The sequence below is a fragment of the Planomonospora sp. ID67723 genome (genome assembly GCF_015711605.1).
GTDB lineage: Bacteria > Actinomycetota > Actinomycetes > Streptosporangiales > Streptosporangiaceae > Planomonospora_A.
The window spans coordinates 1-16672 of the sequence record NZ_JABTEZ010000004.1 but is presented as its reverse complement, the minus strand read 5'-3'; the positions used below and the strand labels follow the sequence as shown (position 1 = coordinate 16672).

Here is a 16672-nt window from a genome sequence, read left to right as displayed (position 1 = left end):
CGGTCAGCGTCCTTGCGACGCCCGGCAGCGGGGCTCGGCAGGTGCGCCTTGGTCCGGGCCCGCACGTCCGATTCCTCGAACAGCACATGCCGACCGATCTCGAAGCGCGCAGCACGGTGCCCTGCTTATGCCACCAGGCCGGGACGCCGCACCGGCACTCCCACTCACGATAGATCATCAGGCCGCGTCCAAACCGGGTGGCCGCCCTGCATCCAGCGTCACCGCAGGTCACCGACGCGGTCTACGGCTGTGGTGCCGGGAGGACCCGTCCCCTCGACGCAATGAGCCACCGCCGGTGCCGATGTCGGCGGGAGCCTGCCCGGCACCGATGGATGTCGTACCCTGGCATCTCCTCTCAAGATCTCGACTTCGGGAGCCGCCGTGATCACGCATATCGGCGTGGCCGTGCTTTACGTCAGCGATCAGCAGGAGTCCGTGGACTTCTATGTCGAAAAGCTCGGTTTCAAGAAGACCACCGACGCAGAAATGTTCGAGGGAACGCGCTGGATCGAGGTGACTCCGCCGAACGGCCAGACATCGATAGCCATCCACGACGCCGCGGCATTCGGCAAGCAGCCCGGAGAGGGGGCCTACCTCACCTTCACGTGCGACGACATCCAGGCGACGGTCGGTGAACTCCGGAACGCGGGGGTCACGGTCACAGACCCGGTCGAAGAACCGTGGGGCACATATGCGCATGTAGACGGTCCGGACGGCCACCGGATCCAGATCCACCAGAAATAGCCGGCCGCAGTACGCATCAGCGCTCTCCGAGTTCACCTTGAGTCACCGATCACCGGAAGCGGGTCAGAGCCTGAACCCGTCGGCTGCTTGCGCGGAATCGATGTCAGCGACTCCCGCCCTCGGCGGGGCCGGTTGCCCGGCCGAGGGCGAGGGCCTGCGCCGTCATCGTCAGCATGACCGTGATCACGGCATCAGGCGGGAAGCAGTTCGGAGATGAGCTTCTCGATCCGGGTGCGGATCTCGTCACGGATGGGCCGTACGGCCTCGATGCCCTGGCCGGCCGGGTCCTCCAGCTTCCAGTCCTCATACCGCTTGCCGGGGAAGAACGGACAGGCATCCCCGCAGCCCATGGTGATGACCACGTCGGAGTCCTGCACGGCCTCGGTGGTGAGCACCTTGGGCTTTTCGGCGGTGATGTCGACGCCGACCTCGGCCATCGCTTCGACGGCGACGGGGTTGATCGTCTCGGCCGGCGCCGACCCGGCGGAGCGGACCTCGATCTTGTCCGCGGCCAGATGGGTCAGCCAGCCGGCGGCCATCTGGGAGCGTCCGGCGTTGTGCACGCACACGAACAACACGCTGGGCTTGTCGCTCATCTCTTGCAATCCTCTCCGTAGGCCGCCGGATGCGGCGGGTGAAGGCGGCTCCGGCCGGTCACGGCCGCGGCGCCGGATGCGGCATGACCGCCTCCTGCTCCCGGCCCGCCGGGGCGCGGCCGAACAATCCGGCCACCAGCAGCAGACCGATCACCCCACCGGCCAGTTGCGCGGCGACGAAGGCGGGCACCGAGGCCGGGGCGATACCGGCGAAGGAGTCGGAGAAGGCCCGCCCGACGGTGACGGCGGGGTTGGCGAAGCTGGTGGAGGAGGTGAACCAGTAGGCGGCGCCGATGTAGCAGGCCACCGCCACCGGGGCGAGCGCGCCGCGACCGGAACGCACCAGGCAGAAGATGACCAGGACCAGGCCGGCGGTGGCCACCACCTCGCCCAGCCACAGATGTCCCGCGGCCCGCTCGGTCGCCGCCCAGCTGATCGGCGCCCTGTCGAACATGGCGTTGGCCAGCACCGCCCCGCCGATCGCGCCGCCGGTCTGGGCGATCGTGTAGGCGGCCAGCTCGCGGGCGGCCAATCCGGTGCCGGTGCCGCGTGTCTGCCACCACTCGGCCAGGGAGACCACCGGGTTGAAGTGCGCGCCGGAGACCGGTCCGAGAACGACGATCAGCACACCCAGGCCGAACACCGTGGCCAGGGCGTTCTCCAGCAGCTGCAGGCCGACATCCTGCGGGGACAGGGTCTGGGCCATGATTCCGGAGCCGACCACCACGGCCACCAGCAGTGCGGTGCCCAGGAACTCGGCCAGCAGCCGGCGCGGCAGCGGGATCACGAGACCGCTCCGGACACGCCGGCGGGCAGGCTCAGCAGCGCCGACAGCTCGGCCAGCCGCTCGGGCACCACCCGGTAGTACACCCAGGACGCGCGCCGCTCGGAGGTGAGCAGGCCGACGTCTTTGAGCACTTTGAGGTGGTGGCTGATGGTGGGCTGGGACAGATCGAAGGCCGCACTCAGGTCGCACACGCACGCCTCGCCGTCGACGTGGCTGGCCACGATCGACAGGATGCGCAGCCGGACCGGATCGCCCAGGGCCTTGAACACCCGCGCCACGGCACCCGACTGCTCGGCGCCGATCGGCTCACGCGCCAACGGCGCGCAGCACTCCAGCAGCTCCATCGAACTCCCTGCTCAGCGTCTTGGCCTGGCGGGTTCACCCGCCGTCTATATTGACACACATCGATGGCCGGATCGACAGCGGGCTCGGCGGCCGGACCGCTCACGCGACCGGCATCTCCAACGCGGCCGGCAGCGGCAGGAAGGTGGCGATCTCGGCCTCGGCAGAGGCACCCGGCGGGCCGGGGTTCACACCGCTGGAGGAGCGTGGCGGGCCAGCTTGACCGCCGAGACCAGGAGGACGACGGCGAGGACGGGGATGAGGACCAGGTCGGGGATGACGCCGAGCAGCAGCCCCCCCAGCAGTGCGCCGGTGATCGAGCCTGCGGCCATGACCGCGATGAAGCGCGGGCTGGCGCCCAGGACGGCGAAGCTGCCATCGCGGCTGTAGCGGGCGAAGGCGACCAGCATGGTGGGCAGGGACACCAGCAGCGACAGGCTGCCGGCGGTCTTGATGTCCACCGGATACAGCAGCACGATCGTGGGGATCAGCAACTCGCCGCCGGCCACGCCCATGATCGCCGCTACCACGCCGATGCCGAACCCGGCCACGGCTCCGATGACCGCCTGAAGCGGGCCGGGCAGGGTCGGCGTGCCCAGAGCGGTGGTGTGGGTGAGCACCAGAGCGCCGGCCATGAGCACCATCAGGGCCGCCAGCACCTTGCACAAGGTCGCACTGCGCATCCGTACCGCCCAGGACGCCCCGGCCCAGGCCCCGATCAGGCTCCCGGCCAGCAGGTTGACCACCACACTCCAGTGCGCGCCCAGGTCCGCCGCCGAGACGGCGCCCAGGCGGGCGGGCAACGCGGTGAGCACCACGATCAGGCTCATCGCCTTGTTGACGATGACCGCCGACAGCGCGGCGAACCCGAACACCCCGATCAGCAGCGGCAGCCGGAACTCCGCACCGCCCAGGCCGATCACCCCTCCCAGCACGCCCACCGCCGCCCCGGCGGCGAACACCAGCGGCGCCGAGCGCACCGCACGGGCGGGCACCAGGCCGTCGTCCACGCTCCCCTCCCCCTTCCGTCCAGCGTTCGCACCCTACGGCCCTTGGGGGTGAGCGGTCCGTACCGGGCTCCGGCCTCGGCACGGTCCGGCCTGTCCCGGCGGCGCGGCCAGCGGCCGCCCACGGCTGCTGGGCCTCGGGCGAGCAGGGCCGGCTCGCCCGGCTCGCCCGGCTCGCCTTCACCCGGGAGTAGTCCGCCGCGACCGCCGTCCCCGGGAAGGGCGATCATTGCTGCATGAAGGTACGCATGCCCCGCACCCCCGCCGAGGCCGAGGCGATCCAGGACGAGCTCCGGCCGCTGCTGGACCTGACCGGGCCCGGTCCCCTCCGGCCCGCCACCGTCGCCGGGGTGGACGTGGCCTACGACGGTGACCGGCTGGCGGCGGCGGTGGCCGTGCTCGACGGGGCCACGCTGGAGGTCCTCGAGGAGGTGACCGTCACCGGCCGGACGGCGTTCGAGTACGTCCCGGGCCTGCTCGCCTTCCGCGAGCTCCCGGCCCTGCTCGACGCCCTGGAGCGCCTGACCGTCGTCCCGGAGCTGGTCGTCTGCGACGGGTACGGCCTGGCCCACCCCCGCCGTTTCGGCCTGGCCTGCCATCTGGGCGTGCTCACCGGCCTGCCCGCGATCGGCGTGGGCAAGACCGCGTTCGTCGGCGCCTACCGCGACCCGGCGCCGGAAAGGGGCTCCTGGACGGAGCTGACCCTGGACGGCGAGGTCGTCGGCCGGGTCCTGCGCACCCGCGACGGCGTCAAGCCGGTCTTCGTCTCCGTCGGCCACCGGACGGACCTCGAGACGGCCTGCCGCAACGTACTCGACCTGACCCCCGCCTACCGGCTGCCGGAGACCACCCGCGTCGCCGACCGCCTTTCACGCGCCACGCTCGCCGGCGATCGGTGAAGCCGCCCCGACCACTCGGTAGAGTCACACGAGTCATGAGAGAACACACGATCACCGCGCTCTGGGAGGAGATCCCCGACGACGCCGACGACCTGGTCCTGGTCCGCGGCGGCTTCCGGGTCTACCTCTGCCTGTGCGGGACGCAACTGCGCGACCGGACCGCGGCCGAGCTGCACGCCATGGAGACCGGCCAGTGCACCACGTGCCTGGGTTCCAAGACCGAGGACATCGTGCCGGGCTACAGCCAGGGCTGCACGTCCTGCGCGGGGAGCGGCCGGCGCAGGACGCAGCTGCAGTGGCAGCTCGCCCACGCCGAGGCCGAAACAGCGATCGGCGTCGAGGCCGTCCGGGCGGTGATCGCCCCGCTGGCCGGGCCGTTCCGCCTCTCCGAGGTCGCCGACGCCGTGCGTGACGCCCTCGGCCTGCCGGTCGGCCGGCTGCCCGTCGGGCCCCGGGTCCGCGACATCCTGCGCGGGCTGGAGGCCTCCGGCGAGCTGGTCATGGTCTCCGCCCCGGACGAGCTGCTCCGCGGCACCTCCGTGGTGCTCTACCGCGACCCCTCCTGGGAGCACGTTCCCCGGTGAGCGGTCTCCAGCAAGGACCGGTCAGCGCTCCTGGAGTACCTCGGCGACCGGGCGCCGGACACTCACGGTCTCGTCGAAGGAGAAACCCAGCCTGATGATCATCTGCGGATAGTCTCCCGAGCAGAGCTCCTGACGCAGGAACTCCCGCAGGTGGAACATCTCCAGCGCCTGGGTGTGGAAGGCCGCGTCGGTCCCGTGGGCGGAGGCGTGCAGCAGGGCGCGCTGCATCGCCTGCCCCGCCGCGACCCAGTCCTCGCGGGAGTCGCCGCGCGTGGTCAGCAGCACGACCACCCCGGTGGATGCGGACATGGACTGGTCGTTGTCGTTGCCCCACGGGTGGCCGTGGGCGTAGTCCCGCTGGGCGAAGTGCGGGCTGGTGCGCTCGGCCTCCCTCGGGTAGCTCCCCGCCGGGACGCCGTCCTTGCGGGAGCTGTCCGGCGGGAGGGCCCAGCGGATCCCCTCCAGGCTGAACGCGCGGTCCTGGGACTGCACGTCCTGGGCGGCGCAGGTGAGCGCCGCAAGCACCCGGACAGCCGCCGGTGACCGGACCGGCGTCAGTTTCGCCCCCTCGGCACCCGCCTGGAGGACGAGCGCCTCGACGAGCCGGTCCGGCACGGGCAGCTCGGTGAACCCCGCCCGGTGGGTGCGGCGGCGCTCGATCTCGGCGCGGAGCATCCGGGTGTGCTCGTCGGGTTCGCCCCTCTCCCCCAGCCGGACCGTCGCCACCAGGGACGGGCGGTCGGGGTCGGGCAGCACCCGCACCAGCGGTTCGTAGCCGAACCCGCGCAGCGTGAGCCGTACGGTGAACAGGGCCGCGCCGCAACTGATCAGGAGCTCCCGGCCCGCCGGGTCGCTGAGCGTGAGCTTCCTGTCGGCGTCGGCGCGCAGGGCGATCTCCCCGTCCTCGATGACGAAGGTCCACGGCTGGGTGTTGTGCACCGACGGCGCCCGCACGGCGGCCTCCACCGCCGCACGGAGCGCGAAGGCGGCCTCCCCACCGAGGTGGGCGGTGAACTGCGTGCTCTTCATGATCTGCCTCCTCCCCGTCAGGATTTCCCGGCGGACCCGCGAGCGACAGACGCCGAAGGTCCCGGGCAGGAGGGCCTTACGGCCCCTCCCGCGCGAGCGGGGCCGCCGTCCCGCCCGCCTGCGACCTCCCCGTCGCCTCGCGGTGGTCGAAAGTCCCTGCCGGCAGGGACCTGCGGCCTCTGCGCGGAGCCCCGGTGGATGATGGGATGGCAGGAGAGCGAACGCCGGAGGGAGCCGTGGCCATGCTGGTCCGCGAAGTCATGACCGATCAGGTCATCACGGTCCGCCGTACCGATCCGGTACGGCAGGCCGTCCGGGTGCTGTACGCGGCCGACGTCACCGCCGCGCCCGTCCTGGACGAGGACGGACGCCTGGCGGGCGTCGTCAGCGAGATGGATCTGCTGCGCGGGGAGTTCCAGCGCGACCCCCGGGCGAGCGCCCGGGCCGTGCTGGGACACGGCGAGCCCGTGCCGTTCCTGGTCGAGGAGGTCATGACCGCCGAGGTGGCGACCGTGACCCCGGCCACCGACGCGGTGACGCTGATCGACCTCATGGTCGGCAAGAGGGTCAAGAGCGTGCCGGTGGTCGAGCACGGGCGCCTGGTGGGCATGGTCAGCCGCCGCGACCTGCTGGCCGTGCTGGCCCGGTCCGACGAGGACCTGCGCGCCGACGTGCTCGCCGCGCTGCACGAGCACTACCCTTCCGGGCCCACGTGGGAGGTCTCCGTCCGGGACGGTGTGGCGGAGCTGCACGGCCGCTGCGGCGAGCACGCCGACCGGATCGCCGACCTGCTGGCCCGCACCGTTCCCGGCGTCGTCCGGGTCAGGCACCCGGCGGGTTAGAGTCTGCCGCCCCGGAGGAGGTCCGGAAGTGAGAGGAACTGCTCGGCGGGGCCGCGACGACGACGCGTCGTTCGACGCGGTGATGGCGGGCGCCTCGGGGTACGTCTGTAGTACCCGGTGCATGCGGACGTCAGGCGGCAGCGATCACCGACAGGCCGCACGGTCCCAGTCCCAGCATCTGGGAGTGGAAAGCCCGGGAGTCGAATCCGGCACCCAGCCGCCGACGCGCGGCCTCGCGGGCGTCGTGCCAGACTCTGGCGCCGTACGCGTAGGTCAGCGCCTGGCCCGGCCACGCCCTGCCCCGCAGCACGGTGAAGTCGAGCATCGGCTCGGCGATCGTGGAGTGCGCGCGGAGGAAGGCCGCGGTCCGGTCCCGCGTCCACGGCTCGCCGGAGATCATGGGCAGCCTGGTGTGGGCGCCGACGTCGGCGAGGGCCACCGCGAGGTTGGCCCGCAGACCCATCAGGTAGCCCAGCGCGGGCGGCCCGTCGAGCGCGCCGAGCTCGAACATGAGACCCTCCGCGTACACCGCCCAGCCCTCCGCGTGACCTGGCACGTGGGTGTGCCGCCGCCAGACGGGCAGGGCCGGATCGAGGACAGCGGCCCCCATCTGGAGGTGGTGTCCCGGCACGCCCTCGTGGTGCACGACCGTCACCTGGCTCCAGACCGGGACGGCCGGTTCACCGGACGAGGGCCAGATCACCCGGCCGGGGCGGGAGAGGTCGGCGGTCGGCGGCAGATAGCGGATCGGGCCCCCCTCTCCTGACACGACCGCCTCGACCGCCTTCAGCTCCACCGGCACGTCGATCACGTGGCGGCCGACGAGATCGGACGCGAGGTCGAGCCGTTCGCGAAGCCAGCCCTCCAGCCGGTCGGCACCGATCTGCCAGGCCGGGTCGGCGTCGAGGTGGGCGGCGACCTCGCGCGGGTTCGCGCCGGGTCCGAACTCCCCGGCCAGGGCCAGGGTCTGCGCCTCCACCTCATGCAGGCGCTCGGCGAGCCAGGCGTAGGTCTCCTGCACGTCGATATCGACCCCGAGGAAGTAGCGGGCCGCCATGCCGTAGGCCTGCGGACCCGCGGTGTCGTCGTCGACCGCGCGGGGCAGCGCCCGCCGTTCCAGGCCGTCCGCGAAGTCCGCGTACGCGGCGGTCGCCGCCTCGGCGGCGGCGGCGAGCGCGCGGCCGAGCGCAGGCGAGCCCGCGGCGCCCCGGGCCGCCGCGTCCGCGGCGAGATCGGTGAACATCGCATCGGTCGACCAGGACCGGGCGATCAGCGCCACGACCTCGGCCTGCTCCCGCGCCGGGGGCCGTCCCCTGCCCGCCTCCTCCACGATCATGCTCAGGTAGCCGTCCAGGGCGGCGGGTACGGCCCGCAGCCGGGCCTCCAGGTTTCGCGCCCCGGCTTCGCCCGCGGTGTCGGCCTGGCCCAGGCACTCGCGGATCAGCATGGGCGGGCTGACCACGACGTTGAGCGACGCGGCCAGGCCGGAGCCCAAGTAGGCCGCCTCCGCCTCCAGCCGCTCGCGCAGGATCGCGGCTGCCGGAGCGTCCTGTACGGCGGGCAGGGCGTCGAGCCCGGCCAGAGTGGCCTCGCACAAGGACAGCCGCTCGGCCCAGCCGTCGGGCGAGTAGTCCGGCAGGGCGTCGTCGAACCCCGTCGTTCCGGACAGGGTCGCGCGCACGGGGTCCAGACGGCACTGCGCTTCGTGGTGCGCATCGGCCAGCCGGTCGAGCGGGGAGTCCTGAATCATCGCGAGCCCTTCAGTACGGTGGCCGGGGCGGCCGATCGGACGGATCTGTCGAGGAGGGCGTAGAGCGGACCCGTCATCGCCGTGGTCACCAGCGTCATGACCGCCAGGGCCAGGAACAGCGGCGCCGTCAGGATCCTCGCCGTGTATCCGGCCTGCAGGACGACGAGCTCGGTCAGCCCGCGGGTGTTCATCAGCACGCCGAGCTGCAGCCCCGCCCGGTGGGAGAGTCCGCCCAGCCGACCGCCGAGGTACCCGCCGCCCACTTTGGCGAGGATGCCCGCCACCGTGACCACGCCGATCGCCATCCACGGGAAGGTCACCGAAGGGACGGCGAAGACCGTGACACCGACCACGACGAAGAACACGGGCACAAGCATCCGCCCCACCCGCGCGACCCGATGCGCGGCCTCACCCCAGGGCGAGCCCTCACCCGCCGAGTTCCCGCCCGCCGGCAGGGCGAATCCGACCAATAAGGCTCCGAAGATATCCGTCATCCCCCACTGCCCCATGGCGGCGGAGGCGCCGAGCGCGCAGGCCGCGGCAAGCGTCGCGGCCAGCCGGGGAAATCGTCTGCCGAACCCGACCGCCCCGTCGCGGGCCAGTTCCCGGTGCGCGAGAACGGCGGCCGCACCGCCCCCGACGGCCAGTGCGGCGAGGGCGGCCACCTTGCCCGTTCCTTCCCCTTCGGTCAGGCCGATCGCCACGGACAGGAGAATCCACGCGACCGCATCGATGATCACCGCGGAGGCCACGGACAGGCGGGCCACGACCGTGTGCATGATCTCCCGGTCGGTCAGGATCCGCGACAGCACGGGCACCGCGGTCACGGCGAGCGAGATCGCCACCAGCAGCACGAGGGCCGGGTCTGGTGCCGGCCCGCGCAGCTCGGCGTCGCCGCTCCAGATGATCCACCCGGCCAGCAGGCAGCCCACGACGAGCGGTAGTCCGAGCGATCCGGCCACCGCCCACCACAGGGAACGCCCGTGCACGGTGATCGATCCCGCCCGCAGTTCGTGCGCGACCCCCACCAGGAACAGCAGCAGCCCGGCATGTCCCACCGCCCGCACCGCGTCCAGCGGTCCGGGCGGCAGCAGGGCCGCCGTGAACTCGGGCCCGCCGACCGCGAGCAGCGCGGGGCCGGCGAGCAGCCCCACCCCCACCTCACCGATCACCACCGGCTGGCCGAGCACGCGGGCAAGCCTCCCGCCTACGAAGGCGACCCCCATGCTGACCAGCAGAATGGCCGCAACGTGCCCGAACCACAAAACGGCATCCCCGAGCTCCACAGACAATTCCCCTCACACCGCCCCGGTCGTCCGGGCGGACTCCATGACTGAATTCACCTACACCGCCTCGACCGTCTGGACGACCAGGACTGCGACCGCCGCTCGGGAGGCGACGCCGAGCTTGGCGAAGACCCGGGCCAGGTGGGCCTCGACGGTTTTGTCGGTGACGCCGAGCCGCTGGGCGATCTGGCGGTTGGTATAGCCCTCGCTGACCAGCGTGGCGACCTGGGTCTCCCGCTTGGTCAGCAGGCCGAGCCGGGCGGCCGCGCCGCGCGACCGTGGGGTGTGCTCGAGGAGCCTGCTCCGCTCCTGGCGAGCCTGCTCCAGCAGGGATCGCGCCTGAGCCTGCTCGAACAGGACTTCGGCCCGATCGAGCTCGTTCTCGGCCTGCACCTGCTGTCCGGCCGCGGTGTACGCCAGGCCCGCCATGAGCCGCGCGCGCCCGGCGTCGATGTGGCGCCCCAGCCTGGCGAAGGCCGACGCCGCGGTCGTGGCCCGCTCGGCGGCCAGGCCGGGGACGAGCTCGACCAGCGTCCGGGACTGCGCCAGCAGGGCGAACGCCTTGCCGCTCGCCGCGCCCCGTTCCGCCGCCGCCTCCGCCCGGTCGGCCCACATCTCGGCCCGTTCCGGCCGCCCGACCGCCAGCTCGGCCCGGGTGAGCATCTCGAATACCTCGGGCCTTGCGGCCGCGACCACCCCCGGCAGCTCGGGGCCGCCCCCCACGAGCTCGATCGCCTCCAGGCAGCCCTTCGCGTCACCCGCCAGCAGCCGGGCCTCGGCCAGTGCCAGCCAGGCGAACGTCCACCACCGGCCCTTGACCCACCGGCCCGTCTCCGTCGCCTGGCCGCCGGCACGGAGCGCCGTATCGAGGTCTCCGCTCGCGGCGGCGAGCTGGCACTGTACGGTCAGCGCCATCGTGCGCAGGTCGTCGCTGCCGGAGAGCTCGGCCAGCTCCAGTGCCTCATCGACGAGTTCGGCCGCCTCCGGCAGCCAGCCCAGCGTCATGTGCAGCCGGGCCAGGGCGACCAGCAGCCGCGGCAGGCCGGAGGCGGAGCCGGAGGAGCGGGCCAGGTTCAGTCCTCGGTTGAGATGACGCTTGGCTCTGATGTAGCGGTCGTTGAAGATCTCTCCCCAGCCCACCCAGATGACGGTGTCGATCCTGCGGGCGAGCTGGTCGTCGGACAGGTCGTCGACCATCCGCGCGGCCCGGGAGAGCGTGGTCTCGCTCTGCTCGAACCGGCCTATGACGCTGCCGACCAGGGCGACCAGGGCGAGACCGGCGGCCCGCAGCACCGGGTCGGGATGGCTGTCCACCGCGGTCACCAGCTCCTTGAGCTGCTCCTGCTCGGCGACGCCCACCTCGCCGAGCAGGGCGGCGGCGACGAGTTCCAGCTTGAGGGCGGCCGTCTCGGGCACGCCCCCGGCGGGGAAGCCCTCCAATTCCTTGAGCAGCAGGGCGCGCGCCTTCCGGTGGCGGCCGAGCAGCCGCTGCATCATCGCCCACATGGCCACCGCATGCACCCGCCGTACCTTCTGGTCGTGGGGCAGGCGGCGGACGACCTCGTGGAGTGTGTCCCCGCTCTCCTGGAGCCGCCCGCCCGCGGCGAGCGCCTTGGCGAATGCGGTCATCAGATCCACCTGCCGCCAGGAGACCTCCGCGGAGTCGGGAAGGAGGCGGAGCGCGCTGCGCAGCCAGTTGGCCGCCTCGGCGGGCGCTCGGGAGACCATCCTGCTGGCGGCCTCGACAAGCGTCGCGGCCGCCTGCTCGTCGCCTACGTTGGCGACCAGCTCCACGTGCCGCGCGCGGGTCACCACCGAGTTCTCCCCGTCCCCCAGCACGCTGGCAGCCCTGGCGTGGGCGGCCAGCCGCCAGGCCACACCCGTCGTCTCGTAGACCACCTGGCGGACGAGCGGGTGCCGGTAGGAGAAGCCGGCGGGTTCGGTCTCGCGGATCAGGTCGCGTCGGGTCAGCGACGCGAAGATCTCCCGGACCTCGGGCAAGGGGAGCTGGACCAGCTCGGCCACCAGAGGCGGGCCGAACTGGTCGTCCACCACCGCCGCCGCCTGGGCCACCAGGAGCTGCTGCGGTGAGAGCCCGGCGAGCTCAGCGCGTACGGCCGCCGCCGCCGTCGTCGACAGCCCGCTGGGCTCGTCCCGCCCGGCGGCCAGCCCCTCCAGGTAGAAGGGAACGCCGCCGCTGGCTTGGTACAGCGTGCGGCGTTGGGTTCTGCTCAAGCACGGCCCGAGCAGCTCGTGGGCCTCCCTCTCGCTCAGCGGGCCGAGTTCGAGGGAGGCGAGGCGTCCCGCACCGGCCAGCGCCGCACGCAGGAAGGGGGGAAGCTGCCGGGGGCGGTGGGCCACGGCCATGAGCACGGGCCCGCGCGGCGGGTCTTCCAGCAGATGGGCGATGAGCCGGGCGGAGGTCTCGTCGGCCCAGTGCACGTCGTCGAAGATCAGCACCAGGCCGTCGGGCTCGGCGAGTTCCTCGAAGAGCACGCGCACCTCACGGAACAGGGCCGCGCGCCGAGGCTCCGGCCACGGCTGGGTGGCCGGTCCGACCAGCGTGGGGAAGACCCTCGACAGGACGTCGGCGAGGCCGGAGCCGACCCATCGCTGCGGGCTGTTCCCCAGCCGTCCCGTGTGGTCGTCGACCGCGCTCATCACCATGCCGAGCGGCCTGTGGTGCTGCTGCTCGCAGGCGCGGCTTGCCAGCACGACCTGACCGCGGATTCCCGCCCCCCTGGCGAACTCGGTCAGCAGCAGCGTCTTGCCCACACCGGGATCACCTGCGATCTCGACGCCCCTCATCGTTCTGTCATGCAGGCCGTCGAGCGCCTGCATGAGAACCTCAAGCTCTCTCTTGCGGCCGATCATCGTCCGCTCTACTCCCCGCATCCCTGGTCCAGCCCTATCACTCCATCAGACAGCTAAAGCGATTCTCGCGACGCGCTGTCAATCGAGATGGAAATCACACGGCCACCTGCCGCGCCCCCATGGAAATCAGTACCACAAGATCTAACTCCGGGATCATGCATGACATCTTCAGGCTTGTCAATGAAGATTAGCGGCGACGTCGGATGATGACTCAAATAGATGGCCGCCATTACGCGGAGTCATTAATCAATGCTTCAACCTTCATCACCGAAATGCTTCTTCCTGCAGAAACACCCGCTTTGGGCCCACGCCCGCAGGCGGCCCAGAAGCCGGTCCGGACTCCTCAGGGTTTTCCCTAACTACTCCCCGGCCCGACCCCCCGCTACGCTGACCGCGACGTCGGCTGCCCACCAGAAGATGCCGCAGCCCATCGAATTCCATGACTGAAGAATTCGGATCATTCACGTTTTCACGATGTGAGCGCTGCCGGTCGCACGGTCGGCTGAACACGGCCGAGTAACGAAAGGAACCAGATGCGCGATCTGAAAGAATCATCCGGAATTATTCGCGACCCGCAGGCGATGAGGCAGAGGATCGCGGAGGACGGATACCTTTTCTTTCGCGGACTTCTCGATCCGGAGCCGATCAGGGGACTCGCGCTCGACACACTTTCCGCACTTCAGGCCGAAGGGTGGCTGAAGGACGGCTTCCCACCGGACGAGGCCCCGCTGGAGCCGCCGGCCCGGGATTTCAAGAACGCCAATTTTTTCGGCGGCTACATCGCGCTGCAGCGGCACGAGTACTTTCACGCGCTGGTCCACCAGCCCGCCCTGACCGCGGTGATGCGCGACCTGATCGGTGACGATGTCTTCTCGCACCCGCGCAAGGTCGGCCGGATGGTGTGGCCCACCCGCCTGGGCACGACGCCCGGCATCTACGCCCACCAGGACTTCGTGGTCGAGGGCGTGCCCGACATGTTCACCTCGTGGATCCCCTTCGTCGACTGCCCGCGGGACCTCGGCGGGCTGGCGATCCTCACCGGGTCCCAGAACGAGGGCGTCGTGGCGCGCCTGCACCGGGTGGACCTCGACGACGACGCCTGGGCCACCACGGACTACCGAGTCGGGGACGTGCTGATCTTCCACTGCCTCACGGCGCACGCAGCGCTGCCCAACACGACAGAACGGCTGCGCCTGTCAGGGGACTACCGCTGGCAGTCGGCCGCGCAACCGCTCCCCGCCGACGCGCTGCTCCCCCACATGCACGGCCCGGTGCCCGGCTGGGACGAGCTGTCGCGCGACTGGTCGACGGGCGAGTGGGTCGACGTGCCGGAAGCCGTGCGGACGGTGGAACGCGCCGGGGGCGAGATCCCCGAGTTCACCGCCTCGCGGTATGTCCGGATCCCCCCGCAAGGGCAGCGCGACAGGGAGCACGTCGTGCTCGCCGGCATCTTCAACAACATGCAGGACTCCTTCCGCCCGGAGAAGGCGGTCGGGGAGGACGCGGTGATCGAGTACCGCCTCGTCTCGGAGTCCGGCACCCACCGCTGGCAGATCCAGGTCTCGGGCAGCCGCTGCCTGGCCGTGCCCGGTGGCGAGGAGCGCGCCGACGTCAAGATCACCACGACGCTCCGCGACTACTTGATGATCACCGGCGGCAAGGCCGATCCCGTCGACGCGTTCGGCAGGGGAGCCCTCTCCGTCGACGGCGATCTCTCGATCGCCCTTGGTCAGCTCGAATGGTTCCGGGATTAGGGGAATGACAAGATGACGAGTTTCCGGCCGAGCACTCTGGTCGACATCATTCGCCACCGCGCACACGAGAGCGGCGGCGGAAAGGCCTATCTCTTCCCCACCGACGCGAGTTCGGGAGAACTGACCTACCGCGAGCTGGAGCGCCGGGCCCGGGCGCTGGCCGTCGGCCTGCGGCAGATGGCGGAGCCCGGCGACCGCGTCCTCGTCATGTGCTCCCCCGGCGCCCACTTCGTCGTGGCGTTCGCCGCCTCGCTCTACGCCGGGCTCATCGCGGTTCCCGTGTACCCGCCGACCAACAGCCGCAGCCTGTCCCGGCTGCTGGGGATCGTCGACGACGCGTCGCCGAGCGTCCTGCTGGCCGACGCGCCGGTGCTCGCCCTGGTCTCGGCGCAGGCCGGGGAAGGCCCGCTACGGGGCCTGCGCCAAGTGGCCGTCGAGGACTTCGCGTTCGCCGCCGACGAGGAGCTCACCGGCCCGCTGCCCGTGCCGGGTGACATCGCGTTCCTGCAGTACACGTCCGGGTCGACCGGTGATCCCAAGGGCGTCGTGGTGACGCACGGCAACCTGATGCACAACTCCTCCGTCATCGCCTCGCGGATGGGCGTGACCGAGGAGTCGGTGTGCGTGAGCTGGCTGCCGCCGTACCACGATATGGGGCTCGTCGGCGGGATCCTGCAACCGCTGTACCGGGGGTTCCCCGCCGTCCTGATGACGCCGCTCGACTTCTTGCAGCGGCCGCTGCACTGGCTGGAGCTGATCTCCCAGTACGGCGCCACGGTGAGCGGTGGACCCGACTTCGCGTTCGAGCTGTGCGTGCGGCGCTTCCAGGAGGGAACGACGGCCCCACTGGACCTGAGCACATGGTCGATCGCGTTCTCCGGCTCCGAGCCGATCAGGAAGCGGACGTTCGACCAGTTCGCCGCGTGCTTCGCGTCGTCGGGATTCCGCCCTGAGGCGTGGTACCCGTGCTACGGCATGGCCGAGACGACCCTGTTCATCTCCGGCGGCCCGGCCGGGGCGCCGACCGTCACCGCGCGGACCTCCGTCAGATCCCTGGAGGAACGTTCCTTCGAGCCCGACGAGGCGGGCGACACCTGGCTGGTCGGATGCGGCGGTCCCGCCCCCGAGCTGGACGTGCGGATCGTCGACACCTCGACCTTCGAACCGCTGCCCGACGGACGCATCGGCGAGATCGTCGTGGCGGGCGAGAGCGTGGCCGCGGGCTACTGGAACGACAAGGGGCAGGAGGCGTTCCAGACCAGGTTGCCGGGAGTCACCGGCGACTTCCTCCGGACCGGGGACCTCGGCTTCCTGTGGCAGGGGCAGCTGTTCGTCACCGGCCGGGTGAAGGACGTTCTGATCATCAGGGGTCGCAACCACTACCCGCAGGACATCGAGGACTGCGTGACGCGCGCCCACCCGACGGTGCGTCCGCGCGGCGTCGCGGCCTTCACCGTCGAAGTGGACGGCAGCGAGCAACTGGTGGTCGTCGCGGAACTCTCCCCGAGCCATGACCCGGCGCGGATCGAGGAGGTTCGCTCGGCCATCAGGCAAGCCGTGGCGGAGGAGCACGGCCTGTCCCTGCACGCGGTGACGCTGGTCCGCAGCAGATCGGTGCCGAAGACCTCCAACGGGAAACTCCAGCGCGGCCTGTGTCGCCGGCTCTTCCTCGAAGAGAAGTTGCCCGTCTTGCCGGTGGCGCAAGCCGGAGAGGACGTGGCCTGATGACCGAGATCGTTTCGTCGCTCGACGCCGCAGCCATCGAGGCTTACCTGCGGGCGGCGGTCGGTGAGGCGTTGGACATCCCCGAGGATCGGGTCGCCACCGACCGGTCGCTGGTCAGCCTGGGTTTCGACTCCCTGATGGCGGTCACCCTCCAGCACCGCGTCGAGACCTCCCTGGGCGTGTCGCTTCCCGTCGCCGACATGCTCGCCGGGACGCCTCTGGCCGATCTGGCCCGCCAAGCGGCTTTCATCATGCAACAGGATGAACGACCTGCTGTGGGTGAGGGGGACGAGGCCGGTCCGCGCGAGGAGGAACGGCCGACGCCACGTGGAGGGGAACGGTCGGCACTGTGGGAGGGTGCGCGGCCCGAACGGATCCCGCTGTCATCGGCCCAGCAACGGCTGTGGTTTCTGGATCAACTCACCCCCGGCACCACCACCTACACCGTGGCCG

At 71.4% G+C, this 16672-nt stretch carries 15 protein-coding genes; 7 read left to right on the top strand and 8 right to left on the bottom strand.

Annotated features, from left to right (window positions below):
* Window positions 1–381 precede the first annotated feature (381 nt).
* Entirely contained in the window at window positions 382–744 is a 363-nt protein-coding gene (locus tag HS041_RS26590) for a VOC family protein (RefSeq protein WP_196443590.1), read from the top strand.
* Window positions 745–935: 191 nt separating this feature from the next.
* Here HS041_RS26590 and HS041_RS26585 read toward each other — a convergent pair whose 3' ends face one another.
* The 4 genes from HS041_RS26585 to HS041_RS26570 form a co-directional block, all read right to left on the bottom strand.
* Complete coding sequence (locus HS041_RS26585; protein WP_196443589.1) at window positions 936–1340, bottom strand: arsenate reductase ArsC; 405 nt, start codon at window positions 1338–1340, stop codon at window positions 936–938.
* 58 nt (window positions 1341–1398) lie between these two features.
* Window positions 1399–2127, bottom strand: coding sequence for an aquaporin (locus tag HS041_RS26580; protein ID WP_196443588.1), 729 nt, complete (start codon window positions 2125–2127; stop codon window positions 1399–1401).
* Entirely contained in the window at window positions 2124–2471 is a 348-nt protein-coding gene (locus HS041_RS26575) for an ArsR/SmtB family transcription factor (RefSeq protein ID WP_196443587.1), read from the bottom strand. Before HS041_RS26575 ends, HS041_RS26580 begins: the two co-directional genes overlap by 4 nt.
* 186 nt (window positions 2472–2657) lie before the next feature.
* Window positions 2658–3479 (bottom strand): sulfite exporter TauE/SafE family protein, encoded by an 822-nt coding sequence (locus HS041_RS26570; RefSeq protein WP_196443586.1) that lies wholly within the window; start codon window positions 3477–3479, stop codon window positions 2658–2660.
* Between the two features lie 233 nt (window positions 3480–3712).
* Here HS041_RS26570 and HS041_RS26565 point away from each other — a divergent pair, with 233 nt between their 5' ends.
* Together HS041_RS26565 and HS041_RS26560 are read left to right on the top strand one after the other, a co-directional pair.
* Window positions 3713–4375 (top strand): endonuclease V, encoded by a 663-nt coding sequence (locus tag HS041_RS26565; RefSeq protein ID WP_196443585.1) that lies wholly within the window; start codon window positions 3713–3715, stop codon window positions 4373–4375.
* 35 nt (window positions 4376–4410) lie between these two features.
* The gene (locus HS041_RS26560) at window positions 4411–4959 is read left to right on the top strand and encodes a hypothetical protein (RefSeq protein ID WP_196443584.1); all 549 of its coding nucleotides are present in this window, start codon (window positions 4411–4413) and stop codon (window positions 4957–4959) included.
* A gap of 21 nt (window positions 4960–4980) precedes the next feature.
* Here HS041_RS26560 and HS041_RS26555 read toward each other — a convergent pair whose 3' ends face one another.
* Window positions 4981–5988 carry an Acg family FMN-binding oxidoreductase gene (locus tag HS041_RS26555; protein WP_196443583.1) on the bottom strand — a complete coding sequence of 336 codons (1008 nt, stop codon included), beginning with the start codon at window positions 5986–5988 and terminating at the stop codon, window positions 4981–4983.
* Between the two features lie 206 nt (window positions 5989–6194).
* Between HS041_RS26555 and HS041_RS26550 the strand changes: the two genes are divergently transcribed.
* Window positions 6195–6830, top strand: a complete 636-nt coding sequence (locus HS041_RS26550; RefSeq protein ID WP_196443582.1) for a CBS domain-containing protein — start codon at window positions 6195–6197, stop codon at window positions 6828–6830.
* Between the two features lie 130 nt (window positions 6831–6960).
* Here HS041_RS26550 and HS041_RS26545 read toward each other — a convergent pair whose 3' ends face one another.
* From HS041_RS26545 to HS041_RS26535, 3 genes are read right to left on the bottom strand one after another with little or no spacing between them, the layout of a single operon-like run.
* On the bottom strand, window positions 6961–8580 hold the full coding sequence (locus tag HS041_RS26545; protein ID WP_196443581.1) for a DUF885 domain-containing protein: 1620 nt from the start codon (window positions 8578–8580) through the stop codon (window positions 6961–6963).
* Window positions 8577–9866, bottom strand: a complete 1290-nt coding sequence (locus tag HS041_RS26540) for a cation:proton antiporter (protein ID WP_196443580.1) — start codon at window positions 9864–9866, stop codon at window positions 8577–8579. The genes HS041_RS26545 and HS041_RS26540 overlap by 4 nt, the downstream gene beginning before the upstream one ends.
* A gap of 57 nt (window positions 9867–9923) precedes the next feature.
* Entirely contained in the window at window positions 9924–12740 is a 2817-nt protein-coding gene (locus HS041_RS26535; RefSeq protein WP_196443579.1) for a helix-turn-helix transcriptional regulator, read from the bottom strand.
* A 581-nt stretch (window positions 12741–13321) separates the two neighbouring features.
* Here HS041_RS26535 and HS041_RS26530 point away from each other — a divergent pair.
* The 3 genes from HS041_RS26530 to HS041_RS26520 form a co-directional block, all read left to right on the top strand.
* The gene (locus HS041_RS26530) at window positions 13322–14494 is read left to right on the top strand and encodes a phytanoyl-CoA dioxygenase family protein (protein ID WP_196443578.1); all 1173 of its coding nucleotides are present in this window, start codon (window positions 13322–13324) and stop codon (window positions 14492–14494) included.
* 12 nt (window positions 14495–14506) lie between these two features.
* Complete coding sequence (locus tag HS041_RS26525) at window positions 14507–16219, top strand: fatty acyl-AMP ligase (protein ID WP_196443577.1); 1713 nt, start codon at window positions 14507–14509, stop codon at window positions 16217–16219.
* Window positions 16219–16672, top strand: a 454-nt coding sequence (locus HS041_RS26520; protein WP_196443576.1) for an acyl carrier protein, incomplete at its 3' end; no start/stop codon positions are given. The genes HS041_RS26525 and HS041_RS26520, both read left to right, overlap by 1 nt.

What these genes read in the sequence shown, in the direction of transcription:
- HS041_RS26525 (WP_196443577.1), top strand. Translation starts at nt 14,507, where the DNA reads ATGACGAGTTTCCGGCCGAGCACTCTGGTCGACATCATTCGCCACCGC.
- HS041_RS26545 (WP_196443581.1), bottom strand. Translation starts at nt 8,580, where the DNA reads ATGATTCAGGACTCCCCGCTCGACCGGCTGGCCGATGCGCACCACGAA.
- HS041_RS26535 (WP_196443579.1), bottom strand. Translation starts at nt 12,740, where the DNA reads ATGATCGGCCGCAAGAGAGAGCTTGAGGTTCTCATGCAGGCGCTCGAC.
- HS041_RS26565 (WP_196443585.1), top strand. Translation starts at nt 3,713, where the DNA reads ATGAAGGTACGCATGCCCCGCACCCCCGCCGAGGCCGAGGCGATCCAG.
- HS041_RS26530 (WP_196443578.1), top strand. Translation starts at nt 13,322, where the DNA reads ATGAGGCAGAGGATCGCGGAGGACGGATACCTTTTCTTTCGCGGACTT.
- HS041_RS26585 (WP_196443589.1), bottom strand. Translation starts at nt 1,340, where the DNA reads ATGAGCGACAAGCCCAGCGTGTTGTTCGTGTGCGTGCACAACGCCGGA.
- HS041_RS26555 (WP_196443583.1), bottom strand. Translation starts at nt 5,988, where the DNA reads ATGAAGAGCACGCAGTTCACCGCCCACCTCGGTGGGGAGGCCGCCTTC.
- HS041_RS26560 (WP_196443584.1), top strand. Translation starts at nt 4,411, where the DNA reads ATGAGAGAACACACGATCACCGCGCTCTGGGAGGAGATCCCCGACGAC.
- HS041_RS26550 (WP_196443582.1), top strand. Translation starts at nt 6,195, where the DNA reads ATGGCAGGAGAGCGAACGCCGGAGGGAGCCGTGGCCATGCTGGTCCGC.
- HS041_RS26575 (WP_196443587.1), bottom strand. Translation starts at nt 2,471, where the DNA reads ATGGAGCTGCTGGAGTGCTGCGCGCCGTTGGCGCGTGAGCCGATCGGC.